Source organism: Undibacterium sp. WLHG33, from assembly GCF_049544815.1.
Lineage (GTDB): Bacteria > Pseudomonadota > Gammaproteobacteria > Burkholderiales > Burkholderiaceae_D > Undibacterium.
Window position 1 is genome coordinate 2,345,529 of the sequence record NZ_CP186697.1, and the last position, 12,763, is coordinate 2,358,291.

Annotated in this window: 13 protein-coding genes; 7 read left to right on the forward strand and 6 right to left on the reverse strand. The window is 51.3% G+C overall.

The annotated features are described in order from the left end of the window. Positions 1-4 precede the first annotated feature (4 nt). Both ACOTSW_RS10790 and glpK read right to left on the reverse strand, forming a co-directional pair. Positions 5-385, reverse strand: a complete 381-nt coding sequence (locus ACOTSW_RS10790; RefSeq protein ID WP_423679095.1) for a hypothetical protein — start codon at positions 383-385, stop codon at positions 5-7. Positions 386-594: 209 nt separating this feature from the next. Continuing rightward, positions 595-2,064, reverse strand: coding sequence for a glycerol kinase GlpK (gene glpK, locus ACOTSW_RS10795; RefSeq protein ID WP_423679096.1), 1,470 nt, complete (start codon positions 2,062-2,064; stop codon positions 595-597). Positions 2,065-2,167: 103 nt separating this feature from the next. On the opposite strand from glpK, the gene ACOTSW_RS10800 reads away from it, so the two are divergent. Beyond that, positions 2,168-2,446: a hypothetical protein gene (locus tag ACOTSW_RS10800; protein ID WP_423679097.1), complete on the forward strand. Its 279-nt coding sequence runs from the start codon at positions 2,168-2,170 to the stop codon at positions 2,444-2,446. Positions 2,447-2,483: 37 nt separating this feature from the next. On the opposite strand, the gene ACOTSW_RS10805 is transcribed toward ACOTSW_RS10800, so the two are convergent. The 4 genes from ACOTSW_RS10805 to ACOTSW_RS10820 all read right to left on the reverse strand — a co-directional run bounded on the left by ACOTSW_RS10805 (position 2,484) and on the right by ACOTSW_RS10820 (position 5,137). Beyond that, on the reverse strand, positions 2,484-2,924 hold the full coding sequence (locus tag ACOTSW_RS10805) for an FKBP-type peptidyl-prolyl cis-trans isomerase (RefSeq protein WP_423679098.1): 441 nt from the start codon (positions 2,922-2,924) through the stop codon (positions 2,484-2,486). Positions 2,925-3,003: 79 nt separating this feature from the next. Next, entirely contained in the window at positions 3,004-3,267 is a 264-nt protein-coding gene (locus ACOTSW_RS10810; protein ID WP_423679099.1) for a hypothetical protein, read from the reverse strand. Beyond that, positions 3,267-3,998 carry a substrate-binding periplasmic protein gene (locus ACOTSW_RS10815; RefSeq protein ID WP_423679100.1) on the reverse strand — a complete coding sequence of 244 codons (732 nt, stop codon included), beginning with the start codon at positions 3,996-3,998 and terminating at the stop codon, positions 3,267-3,269. Before ACOTSW_RS10815 ends, ACOTSW_RS10810 begins: the two co-directional genes overlap by 1 nt. Positions 3,999-4,243: 245 nt before the next feature. Further along, positions 4,244-5,137: a LysR family transcriptional regulator gene (locus tag ACOTSW_RS10820; protein WP_423679101.1), complete on the reverse strand. Its 894-nt coding sequence runs from the start codon at positions 5,135-5,137 to the stop codon at positions 4,244-4,246. Positions 5,138-5,306: 169 nt separating this feature from the next. Here ACOTSW_RS10820 and ACOTSW_RS10825 point away from each other — a divergent pair, with 169 nt between their 5' ends. The 6 genes from ACOTSW_RS10825 to ACOTSW_RS10850 all read left to right on the forward strand — a co-directional run bounded on the left by ACOTSW_RS10825 (position 5,307) and on the right by ACOTSW_RS10850 (position 12,763). Further along, positions 5,307-6,803: a CoA-acylating methylmalonate-semialdehyde dehydrogenase gene (locus ACOTSW_RS10825; RefSeq protein WP_423679102.1), complete on the forward strand. Its 1,497-nt coding sequence runs from the start codon at positions 5,307-5,309 to the stop codon at positions 6,801-6,803. Positions 6,804-6,989: 186 nt separating this feature from the next. Further along, complete coding sequence (locus ACOTSW_RS10830) at positions 6,990-8,051, forward strand: NAD(P)H-dependent flavin oxidoreductase (protein ID WP_423679103.1); 1,062 nt, start codon at positions 6,990-6,992, stop codon at positions 8,049-8,051. An 11-nt stretch (positions 8,052-8,062) separates the two neighbouring features. Next, positions 8,063-9,688 carry a GMC family oxidoreductase gene (locus ACOTSW_RS10835; RefSeq protein ID WP_423679104.1) on the forward strand — a complete coding sequence of 542 codons (1,626 nt, stop codon included), beginning with the start codon at positions 8,063-8,065 and terminating at the stop codon, positions 9,686-9,688. Between the two features lie 292 nt (positions 9,689-9,980). After that, on the forward strand, positions 9,981-10,754 hold the full coding sequence (locus ACOTSW_RS10840) for an ABC transporter ATP-binding protein (RefSeq protein ID WP_423679105.1): 774 nt from the start codon (positions 9,981-9,983) through the stop codon (positions 10,752-10,754). Beyond that, entirely contained in the window at positions 10,751-11,485 is a 735-nt protein-coding gene (locus tag ACOTSW_RS10845) for an ABC transporter ATP-binding protein (protein ID WP_423679106.1), read from the forward strand. Before ACOTSW_RS10840 ends, ACOTSW_RS10845 begins: the two co-directional genes overlap by 4 nt. 66 nt (positions 11,486-11,551) lie before the next feature. Continuing rightward, positions 11,552-12,763 carry an ABC transporter substrate-binding protein gene (locus tag ACOTSW_RS10850; RefSeq protein ID WP_423679107.1) on the forward strand — a complete coding sequence of 404 codons (1,212 nt, stop codon included), beginning with the start codon at positions 11,552-11,554 and terminating at the stop codon, positions 12,761-12,763.

The window sequence follows — 12,763 nt, forward strand, 5'->3', positions numbered from 1 at the left end:
ACGCTCAGTTATCCTGAATATGCCGCACAGCTAAGCGACGGCGACGGGCAACGATGAACAGATACAACTGATACGCGAAATAAAGCGAGGCTAACACCGGCATCGATGCGACCAGAAAAAACAAACCACCCGATAACGGCACTGGGCCAGACCAGACTTGTGCGGCGGTGATACGAGGAGATTCTTTTTTCTTTTCCGGTTCCGGCATTTTTGGCGTATCGATCACGACGCCGGCAGGTTGTTTTGGCAAATCTTCCGGCGCGACGACGAACACGGATTGGGAAACTGATACCGATGGTGAAGCTGGCGTTGACGGCGCGTCAGCAGCAAAGACTGAGACACTGAATAATTGCATGGCCAGAACCAGAGCGGACTTGAGTTTCATGAGTGGAGAGCAGTAAAAAGTACAGAAAATATAAAATGCTGAGCATCAAATGCTGCGTCAATCGCAGGTGAAGCTACGCTGTGTTCCGCAAAACGAAAGCAGATCCGCTTTGTTCATCGTCATTGCCGATGACGAACCAGCCTCCATTTTATCCATAAACCGTGTTCACGGTGACCTTATCGCTGGCTGACTGCCTTGTGCGTTAATGTTCAGCGTACCCGGTTTACCGCCGTTTCCCATTCAGCCATCAGCGATTGCGCCTGCGTACGGCTCATGGTCGGTATAAATTGTCTGTCCATTTTCCAGGTCGCTGCGCATTCATCCTGATTCGCAAAAATACCGGCACCCAGCCCCGCGAGAAAAGCCGCCCCCAGCGCCGTAGTTTCGGTGACTTTCGGTCGTATGACGGGAATGCCGAGTAAATTTGCCTGAAATTGCAGCAACAGATTATTGGCTGCCGCACCACCATCAACGCGCAATTCTGTGATCGGGGAGACCGCATCTTTCACCATGGCCAGCAACACCGCTGTACTCTGAAATGCAATCGATTCCAGCGCTGCGCGGGCAATATGGGCAACGGTGCTGCCACGGCTGAGGCCGACTATCGCCGCTTTGGCATCGGCCACCCAGTACGGTGCGCCAAGGCCGGTGAACGAAGGCACAAAGACCACACCGCCCGAATCCGGCACGCTGCTGGCGAGTTGTTCGACGTCGGTGGAATGTTGTATCGCCTGCAGCCCATCGCGTAGCCATTGCACAACGGCTCCCCCAATAAAGACGCTGCCTTCAAGCGCATATTGGCTGGTGAGGCCCGTCTGACAAGCACTTGTGCTGATTAAACCATTGTGCGATGTGGCGACTTGCGCGCCGGTGTGCATCAGCATGAAACAGCCGGTGCCATAGGTATTCTTTGCCATGCCGGGTGTAAAACACGCCTGCCCGAACAGCGCTGCTTGCTGATCACCAGCGATACCGGCGATGGGGATGGCGCTGCCAAGTAAAGCGCAGTGACCAAATAGATGGCTTGACGGCGACACGTCGGGTAACACCGCAGCCGGAATATCAAACAGATCAAGTAATTCCTGATCCCATTGTCCCTGATGAATATTCAGCAGCATGGTGCGTGAGGCATTCGTGATATCGGTCACATGCAGCTTACCTTCGCTGAGTTGCCACGCCAGCCAGGTATCGATTGTGCCGAATGCCAGTTCACCGCGTGCCGCCCGCTGGCGTGCGCCGGGAATATGATCGAGCAGCCATTTGAGTTTGCTTGCCGAAAAATACGGATCGAGTATCAGCCCGGTTTTTGCCTGGATTTTTTCAGCATAGCCCTGTGTGCGCAGCTCTTCGCAATACGCGGCGGTGCGGCGGTCTTGCCAGACGATCGCATTGTACAAAGGCTGGCCGGTTTTTCTGTCCCATAACACCGTGGTTTCGCGCTGATTCGTGATGCCGATGGCGCTGATGTCATTTGCCTGTAAAGCGGCGTTGCGCATCGCTTGCTGACAAGTCGCAAACTGACTTTGCCAGATCTCGATGGCATCATGTTCAACCCAGCCCGGTTGCGGAAACAGCTGACGGAATTCTTGCTGTGCCGAAGCGATAATCTGACCTTGCTCATCAAAAATTATGCTGCGTGAACTGGAGGTTCCCTGATCAAGTGCGAGCAAATAAGCCATTGGTGATCCTGCTGTGTGGATATTTTAAAACGACGTAAAACTCAAGCCGGGACAATACCATTATGTTATTTTTCTAAGATTACAAAAAATAAAAGGTCTTATTGTGATGGGATTTGTCAGCTTTTTATTATCTCTGTTGGTCATGCTGTTGTTTGCGGCAGCGACCATGCGTCGGTCTGGTCTGTTAATGAATATTTCTTTCGCCACAATGATATTGTCCGGCCTCATTAACTGGTATCAGTTTGTTTTTCCGCTGGGTCTGGAACCGCTGTTTTTTATTGGAACAGCGGTGACCGTGCTGGCGGTCTCCTGTTTTTTCTATGCGGTGTATACATTCTATCCACCGCAACCGGAAGCCCCGCAAGCTACTGACACCAAGTAAGCACATCCGGTTCAGGATGTGCATCAGCAGAATTTTTTTACCGTATTCCGACTAATTCCACATCAAAAATCAGGGTGGCATTCGGTGGTATGACGCCACCAGCACCACGCGTACCGTATGCCAGCTCCGGCGGAATAATCAGGGTACGTTTGCCGCCGACTTTCATGCCGATAATGCCCTGCTCCCAGCCCTTAATCACTCTGCCTGCACCGACAGTAAAACTGAATGGTGGCCGGCCGGATGAACTGTCAAACTGAGTACCGTGTTCTTTCGCAGCAAGAGGATCATGCAGCCAGCCGGTGTAATGAACCAGGGCATTATTTCCGGTCGCAATTTCTTGTCCTGTGCCGATTTTGATGTCGATTTTTTGCAGTGTGCTGGCCACAACGCTGGTATCACTTTGCATCTGTGCAGTGGCAACGCCGCTTGTGAAAAAAACAGATAAGCCAAAAGCAGCAACAAGCAGATGGGATTTCATAAATAAAACATCCTTTTTGAGTAAATCATGACTGGGATAATAAATAACAGACTCATGATGAGCACGTCATGTGTGTGGATTATTTTTTTGCGTTTTGTAATTTTTGTTCAAATGCCTGATCGAGCTTACTGACTTTTTTAGGCGCCTGTTTTTCGAGAGAATTGACGAAAGAGACAAAGGCATCGATTTCCATCGGCTCGCTTAATCTCTCAGGTGTAGCGGTACCGTCAGAACGGGTCAGAAAAAAGCGGCCATCGGCCATGCTGACCATAGAATAGGCTGCACCCTTACTCCGTTCTTTCAGTCTTTGTACGGCATTGCTTGCTTTTGTTGTGCGTGCCATCAGCGGATTCCATATTTACGCATCAGTTTTTCCATCGTGCCGTCGTTCTCTAAGTCGCGGTTGATTTTGTTAAAGAGATCAATGCGTTGTTTATCCATGCGGATATTACACAGCATATTGAGTTCGATATTTTTGTAACGGGCGGCGCGTACGATGTCATTGGCATAGCCCATTTGCTGTGCCAATGACATACCGTGTAATTCAGAAACCACCCAGTAATCGATACGTTTGTTGACGAGTAAACGCGGGTTGTCATCGTCTTCACTGGCGAAAATGATGTGATAACCCTGTTCGCTCAGTTGTATACCTGTTGCCGCATTTTTGTAGGAACCGATAGCGTAGGGTTTTGCATCTTGAAATTTTTTTAATACGCGGCTATCGTTTTTCCGGCCGTACAGTACCCAGTTATCATTGGTCAGCGGGCCGACCCATTTGAATAGATTTTCACGTTCGGGAGTGCGGCGAAAAGCGAACAGGCAAGTGTTATCGTCGTTCAGTGTGGCGTTCAATCCGCGTGCGAGTGAGGTGCTGCTGATCTCCGTTGTTTCACCTGCCCGCCGCATGATTTCCATAATTTTGTCTGTGACGAAGCCGCGGATTTCACCCGTCTTCGGGTCAGTATATGAAAACGGTGCGTATTCCTGTATCAGCAAACGCAGATCTGCCGCTTGCGCGGTCAGCGGCAGAGTGGCGACACAGGCTGAGAGAAGAATAAGAGTCTGGGTTTTCAAAGCATTTACTTTCTGTACGTCCCTGAAGATCAGCACCAGTGCTGAGATTTATTTTTGTCAGTGGCGGTCTGGAGTGGATTGTATACCTTGTATCAGTTTTTTCTGAAAAACAGATGTCCTTAATGGTAATAAAAATGGCAGATAATAAAAACTGCAAATACTATGTGAATCTGATGTAACGAAATTCGGCTGAATGTTATTTTTTGATCGTGTTTTTGCGCGCTCATCATCCACCCGTACAACAGCTAAATCAGTAATTGCCAGCATTGTTTGATCAGCTCAAAACTGGCGGCGATCATCGCTTCGTTCTTGCGTTTTTCCTGACAAATAATACATAGTTGGGTTTCAACGCTGACGGCATCGGCGATGACCAGACCATGTGCATGTGCTTCCCGTATCGCAATCGAATCGCGGATCAGACTCAGACCAACACCCGATTTCACCAGATCCAGCATCGACGGTTCCTGATCGACCAGAGCGACTTTATTCGGCGTCAGATTGAGTCCGGCAAAGATTTTTGTCAGCAGACGATTGTGTGCCGATTCGGGCGGTGTCCATATCCATGGTAGCTGTGCAAGGCTTTGCCAGCTCTGACCGAGCACGCGCTTATTCCAGCCGCTGGGTGCGACCACGCGATAAGTAAAATTAGTCAGCACCACACTGTAGATAGGTGTTTTAACGTCGTCGGGGGCTTCACCTATGTAAAAGCCGACATCAAGACTACCCGCGCGGATTTGTTGTAACACCGAGCCGGACATCCCTTGTTGCAGTCGTGTGGATAACTGTGGATAAGTTTCCACCAGCCGTTTCAGAAACGCACCGAGGCGGGTGAACTCAGGGTCAAGTATCGTTCCTATCGCCAGTTCTCCACTCAGCGTGGAGTGTAAAGAATTCGATGCCTGACGAAATTCAACGATACAACTTAAGACGCGTTCTGCATACGGCAGTAATTTGGCGCCGTCATTGGTCAGTGTCATGCCGCTGGCACTGCGGCTGAACAGTTGCAAATTCAGGCTTTCCTGCAATGCTTTGATTTGCAGGCTGACGGCGGGTTGTGTGACATGCAGACGTTCGGCGGCGCGGGTCAGATTACCTTCTCTGGCGACAGTCACAAAGGCACGTAATTGAGTGAAATCCATGTTGTCTCCATCAGCGTGGGATATAAACTGGTGTTGATAACACTGGCACGCAGAATTTTTTGAATATTATAAGCATGTCTTATGTTGCTATTGAAAATAATTAATTGGATTTGCTATGGGTAGTCTATTAATCTGCGATTGAACTTCCATTTCTGACTAAGGGTTTCTTATGACATCGTTGATACAGCATTTTATGAATGGCCAGGTAGTAAGCTCGGCCAGTGGCCGTCAGCAGGACGTGTTTAATCCGGCAACGGGCGCTGTGGTGGCGCAAGTGGTGCTGGCGAATCAGGACGAGGTGAATGCGGTGGTGGCAGCGGCCAAAGCGGCAGCACCGGCGTGGGCGGATACCGCACCACTCAAACGTGCGCGCATTATGTTCAAATTCAAAGAACTGCTGGATCAGCATCATAAGGAGATCGCTGCGCTGATTACGCGCGAACATGGCAAGGTCTTGTCGGATGCGATGGGCGAAGTCACCCGTGGTATAGAAATCGTTGAATTTGCCTGCGGTATGCCGCAACTGTTGAAAACCCAGTTTTCCGACAACATCGGCGGCGGTATTGATAACTACAATCTGCGTCAGCCGCTGGGTGTGACTGCGGGTATTACGCCATTTAATTTCCCTTTCATGGTGCCGATGTGGATGGCGCCGCTGGCGATTGCGACTGGCAATACGTTTATTCTGAAACCGTCCGAGCGCGATCCTTCCTGCGCATTGCTGATTGCTGATCTGTTGAAAAAAGCGGGCTTACCAGATGGCGTGTTCGGCGTATTGCAAGGCGATAAAGTCGCTGTGGATGGCTTGCTGCAGCATCCGGATGTGTCCGCAATTTCATTCGTTGGTTCAACGCCGATTGCCGAATATATTTACAGCGAAGGCACACGCCTGGGCAAGCGCGTACAGGCACTCGGTGGTGCGAAAAATCATCTGGTTGTGATGCCGGATGCAAATCTGGATCAGGCTGTCGATGCCTTGATGGGCGCGGCCTATGGTTCCGCCGGTGAACGTTGCATGGCGATTTCTGTCGCGGTGGCGGTCGGTGATGTGGCCGATAAACTGGTGGCTGCGCTGGTACCACGGGTGAAATCCCTGAAAATCAAAAACGGTATGGAAGCCGATGCCGAAATGGGCCCGGTCGTGACCGCCGTGCACAAGGCAAAAATCGAAGGCTATATTGCTGACGGTGTTGCTGAAGGTGCGCAATTGCTGGTCGATGGACGCGGTTTTTCTGTACCTGGTCATGAAGCTGGTTTCTTCCTCGGCGGCACACTGTTTGACCACGTCAAAGAAGGCATGAAAATTCATCGCGAAGAAATTTTCGGGCCGGTGTTGTGCATTGTCCGCGTACCGGATTTTGCCTCGGCCGTGGAGCTGATCAACCGCCATGAATTCGGTAATGGCGTGTCCTTGTTCACTTCTGACGGCAACACCGCACGCGAATTTTCACGCCGCATTCAGGTCGGGATGGTCGGTATTAACGTGCCTATTCCTGTACCGATGGCATGGCATTCATTTGGTGGCTGGAAACGTTCTTTATTTGGTGATCAGCATGCGTATGGCGAAGAAGGCATACGCTTCTACACCCGCTACAAATCCGTGATGCAGCGTTGGCCAGACAGCATAGGCAAAGGTGCTGAATTCACGATGCCGGTAGCGAAGTAATTTCCTCTGCTCTCGGTGCGTTGATGTTGTAAAGACGTGCCGGGAGCAGCCCGAATAACCCTCCGCACCCAGATTACTTCTGCGGGATGGGGGAGTATCTTTCGGTTTGCATCTGATGTCCTTATAAATAAAAGAGATAACGGGTGCAGTAACTCATACTCCTCCCCAGTATGTGAAAGAACCACGATGTTCACGATCAACACCTTATGCCAGTACCCGATTATCCAGGCACCGATGGCAGGCGGCGCGACGACGCCGGAACTGGTGGCGGCAGTATCGGAAGCCGGTGCGCTCGGCTCTCTCGCTGCGCCTTTGCTGACGCCGCTGGCGATCATTGAGCAGGCCGAACATATCCGCCGCCTGACGGATAAACCCTTTGCCATCAATCTGTTTGTACAGACGCGCCCGCAAGTCGATTTTGCCCAGATAGAGGCGGCCAAATTATTGCTGCAACCGGTGTGCGCTGAATTAGGCTGGAGCACCTTGCCGACACCGACCCGCTGGTGCGAGGATTTTGAAGCGCAATTAGATGCCTTGATCACCGCACGACCAGCCGTCGCCAGTTTTACTTTCGATGTTTTGCATGGCAGCCAGGTACAGCGTCTGCACGAGGCCGGAATACTGGTGATCGGTACCGCGACGAATCTGGCGGAAGCCGTCGTCTGGCAAGCGATCGGTGCCGATGCGATTTGCCTGCAGGGCACGGAGGCTGGTGGACATCGCGGCACTTTCATCGGGGCGCAGCAGGATGCAACGCTGAGGACCGCAGAATTGCTGGCCGTTTGCCGCCCGCAGATACAGATTCCGCTGATCGTTGCGGGCGGCATCATGGACGGTGGGGATATCGCTGCTGCCCTTGCTGCCGGTGCGCAATGGGTGCAGATGGGCACGGCATTTCTGACCACGAAAGAATCCGGCATTCATCCGGCTTACAAGCATCGCTTACTTGATGCCCGCACTGATGGCGGAGATACCACGCGTCAGACGCGCGCGTTTTCCGGCCGTTTTGCGCGTGGTCTGGATAACCGTTTCATGCAACTGATGGAATCCGTGGCAGATCAGGTGCCGGCCTATCCTGTGCAAAACGCGCTGACCGGAGCAATACGCTCGGCAGCGGCAAAAGAAAATAAAACTGAATTCATGTCGCTGTGGTGTGGGCAGGGCGTTGCCCGCGCGCGTGATGTGCATGCTGCGGATCTGGTCGCCACGCTGGTGCAGGAAATGCAGGCAGCGACTCGTAAAAGCTAAGGAAAAAATACATGGAATCAGCAGGACAGTTTGATTACATCGTGATCGGTGCCGGTACTGCCGGCTGTGTATTGGCGAATCGTTTGTCGAAGAACCCGGACAAGCGCGTGCTGCTGCTCGAAGCCGGTGGTAAAGACGATTATGTGTGGATACATATTCCGGTCGGCTATCTGTATTGCATTAATAATCCACGCACAGACTGGATGCTGCGTACCGAAGCCGAACCGGGTCTGAACGGGCGCAGCCTGATCTATCCGCGTGGCAAAGTGCTGGGTGGTTGTTCATCGATCAACGGCATGATTTATATGCGTGGTCAGCAGCGTGATTACGATGAATGGGCGGCGTTGACCGGGGACGATAGCTGGCGCTGGGATCAGGTGTTGCCGCTGTTTAAAAAGAGCGAAGATCATTACAGTGGCAATGTGGAATTTCACGGTCAGGGTGGTGAATGGCGCGTAGAAAAGCAGCGCTTGTCGTGGGAAATTCTGGATGCATTTCGCGATGCGGCGGCAGAAGTCGGCATCCCGAAAACCGACGACTTCAATCGTGGCAATAACGAAGGCTGCGGCTATTTTGATGTGAACCAGAAACGCGGCATACGCTGGAATGCGTCGAAAGCTTTTCTGAAACCGGCAGCGACACGCAGTAACCTGACGATTATGACCGGCTGCCAGGTCCGGCGTCTGCGTATTGTTGACGGCGAACATGGCAAACGTTGTACCGGCGTCGAATTTATTGGCGGTGGCCGCGAGTGGTTTGCTGATGCCGTTCAGGAAACGGTGCTGGCCGCAGGCGCGATAGGATCACCCGCGATTTTGCAGTATTCCGGAATTGGCAACGGCAGCCAGTTGCAGCAAGCTGGTGTATCGGTGGTGCATGAGCTGGCGGGTGTCGGCGCGAATTTACAGGATCATTTGCAGATACGTTCTGCCTTCAAAATTTCGGGTGCAAAAACACTGAACAAGATGGCCAACAGTTTGCTTGGCAAGGCGCGTATCGGTCTCGAATATGCATTATTCCAGAGTGGTCCGATGTCGATGGCGCCGTCGCAGCTGGGCGCTTTTACGCGCTCAGATGCATCGCAGGCGACACCGAATCTGCAATACCACGTGCAACCTTTGTCGCTGGAAAAATTCGGCGACCCTTTGCATGATTTTCCGGCGTTCACCGCAAGTGTCTGCAACCTGCGCCCAACGTCGCGCGGCTATGTCAGAATTACCGGAGCCGATCCTTTGGCGGCACCAAAAATTGTGCCGAATTATCTGAGTACGAATGAAGACCGTAAGATTGCGGCGGACTCGCTGACGCTGACACGCAAGATCGTTGCGGCACCTGCGTTAAAAAAATATCAGCCGGAAGAAATGAAACCGGGTGCGCAATTCCGCACGGAAGAAGAATTAGCCAAAGCAGCCGGTGATATCGGCACGACGATTTTTCATCCGGTCGGTACGTGCAAGATGGGCAGGCGAGATGATACCAGTGCGGTTGTTGACAGCGCTTTACGCATCATAGGCATCGCGGGACTGCGGGTAGCAGATGCTTCTGTGATGCCGACAATCACATCGGGTAATACCAATTCGCCGACCGTCATGATTGCGGAAAAAGCGGCACAGGCGATTTTGTCAGAAGAAAGGTAAACGCACTTTATTTTCAGGTCGGCTTGCGTGAAACTACGTACAGTAGTTATACCGTATTGTTGAAAAAACCGTTTGATAGGTACTATCAAAAACTCAGAGAAATGCCGGTGCCCTATTTGTTGAAAGGCGCGTCGCATATAGCTTAAATGCATTGACGTGTGGCAACATCAATATCGGTGACCGGAGCTTTCTGAATAAAATAATAAATGCTTGCTGCACGATCAGTAAGTTTGTCATGTTAAAAATACTGGATCCCCGAAGAGGGCCTGAAGCAAGACAATAAGGAGACGCGATGACCAATGTCATCCTCGAGACTAAGCGCTTGACCAAAGAGTTCAAGGGCTTCACCGCTGTGAGCGAAGTGAATTTGCAGGTGCAGCGTGGGCATATCCACGCGCTGATCGGACCAAACGGTGCCGGCAAAACCACCTGTTTTAATTTACTCACCAAATTCCTGGTACCGACTTCCGGTCAGATTCTGTTTAACGGGCGTGATATCACGTCGGCTAAACCGGCACAGATTTCACGCCAGGGCATCATTCGTTCATTCCAGATTTCCGCTGTTTTTCCGCACATGACCGTGCTGGAAAATGTACGTATAGGTTTGCAACGCAGCCTTGGTACCTCGTTTCATTTCTGGAAAAGTGCGAACAGCCTCAACAACCTGAATGAGCGCGCGATGCAGTTGCTGACAGAAGTCGATCTGACAGAGTTTGCCGATACCAAGACCGTGGATTTGCCTTATGGCCGCAAACGCGCTCTGGAAATTGCCACGACGCTGGCGATGGAGCCGGAGATGATGTTGCTGGATGAACCGACGCAGGGGATGGGGCATGAAGATGTGCATCGTGTGACCGAGCTCATCAAAAAGGTATCAGCAGGACGCACTATTCTGATGGTCGAACACAATATGAGCGTGGTGTCCGGTATCTGCGACAAAATTTCTGTGTTGCAGCGTGGTGCCATACTGGCCGAAGGCACTTACGCTGAAGTATCGAAAAATCCTAAAGTCATGGAAGCCTATATGGGAAGCACCAGCGGCGAACTGGAAGGAGCGCACGCATGAGTGTTGCAACGAATCAATCCGGAAAAGTACCTGCGCTGGAGATCACGCATCTGCAAGCCTGGTACGGTGAATCGCATATTTTGCATGATGTGAACCTGGTGGTGAATCAGGGTGAAGTCGTGACTTTGCTTGGTCGGAATGGCGCAGGCCGCACGACAACGATGCGCGCGATCATGGGGCTGACAGGCGCCCGCAAAGGCTCGATCAAAATTAACGGTGTCGAAGCCATTCATTTGCCGACGCATAAAGTTGCGCATCTCGGCGTTGGCTATTGCCCCGAAGAACGAGGGATATTTTCATCCTTATCCACAGAAGAAAATCTGATGTTGCCGCCGCTGGTGTCACGCGATGTGCAGGGCATGTCCGTCGAAGAAATTTACGACATGTTTCCGAATCTGGCCGAGCGTAAAAACAGTCAGGGTACGCGTCTGTCCGGCGGTGAACAGCAAATGCTGGCAGTCGCGCGCATTCTGCGTACAGGCGCGCGTTTGTTATTACTCGATGAAATTTCCGAAGGTCTGGCACCGGTGATCGTACAGGCTTTAGCGCGCATGATTACCACCCTGAAAGCGAAGGGTTACACCATCGTCATGGTGGAACAGAATTTCCGTTTCGCTGCACCATTGGCGGACCGGTTTTATGTGATGGAACATGGGCAGATAGTCGAGACTTTTGCAGCCTCGCAATTGCAGGAAAAAATGCCTGTGTTGAATGAGTTGTTGGGAGTGTGAATTGGTGGTGGTTCCTGCAGCCATAGCAATGGCGCGGGCGTTTATAAAAACGATAGGAGAAGACAAATGAATACAAAATTTAAAATTGCCAGTCTGGCAGTGGGTGCAGCATTTGCGGCTTTCACAGGTTCAGCAAGCGCGCAGGTATCGGGCGATGTTGTAAAAATTGGTTTTATCACGGATATTTCCGGCTTGTATTCTGATATCGACGGTAACGGCGGTGCAGAAGCGATCAGAATGGCAATCGCTGATTTTGGCGGTACCGTACTCGGTAAAAAGATCGTGCTGGTCACGGCTGATCATCAGAACAAAGCGGATATCGCTGCAAGCCGCGCACGTGAATGGTTTGACCGTGATGGTGTGGACATGCTGATCGGCGGCACCAATTCCGGTACTTCTTTGTCGATGTCTAAAGTTGCGGCAGAAAAGAAAAAAGTATTCATTTCTATCGGTGCCGGTACAGCGCGTCTGACTAACGAAGAATGCACGCCGAATACCATTCACTATGCTTACGATACTGTTGCTCTGGCGAAGGGCACAGGTTCTGCTGTCGTGAAACAAGGTGGCAAAAGCTGGTATTTCCTGACAGCTGACTATGCGTTTGGTGCATCGCTGGAAAGTGACACTGCGAGTGTGGTTAAAGCTGCCGGCGGTAGCGTCGCCGGATCGGTAAAACATCCTTTGTCTGCTTCTGATTTCTCTTCATTCCTGTTACAGGCGCAGGCGTCGAAAGCTCAGATTCTGGGCCTGGCCAATGCCGGTGGCGATACGATCAATGCGATTAAAGCAGCGAATGAATTCGGTGTGACCAAGACCATGAAATTGGCTGGTCTGCTGATGTTCATTAATGATATTCACTCTCTGGGATTGAATCTGACGAGTGGTATGTACCTGACCGACAGCTGGTACTGGAATCAGAATGAAGAAGCGCGTAAATGGTCGCGTCGTTATTTTGAAAAAATGAAAAAAATGCCATCCAGTCTGCAGGCCGCTGACTATTCTGCAACCCTGCAATATCTGAACGCGGTCAAAGCAGCCGGCAGCGATGATACCGAAAAAGTGATGGCAAAAATGAAGTCCGCCAAAATCAACGATATCTACGCTAAAAATGGCTATATCCGTGCCGACGGCAGCATGATTCACGACATGTATCTGATGCAGGTGAAGTCACCAGCAGAATCGAAAGAGCCTTGGGATTACTACAAAGTGGCGCAGACTATTCCTGGTGAACAGGCTTTCACTACGAAAGCCGAATCCAAGTGCGCTTTGTGGAAATAA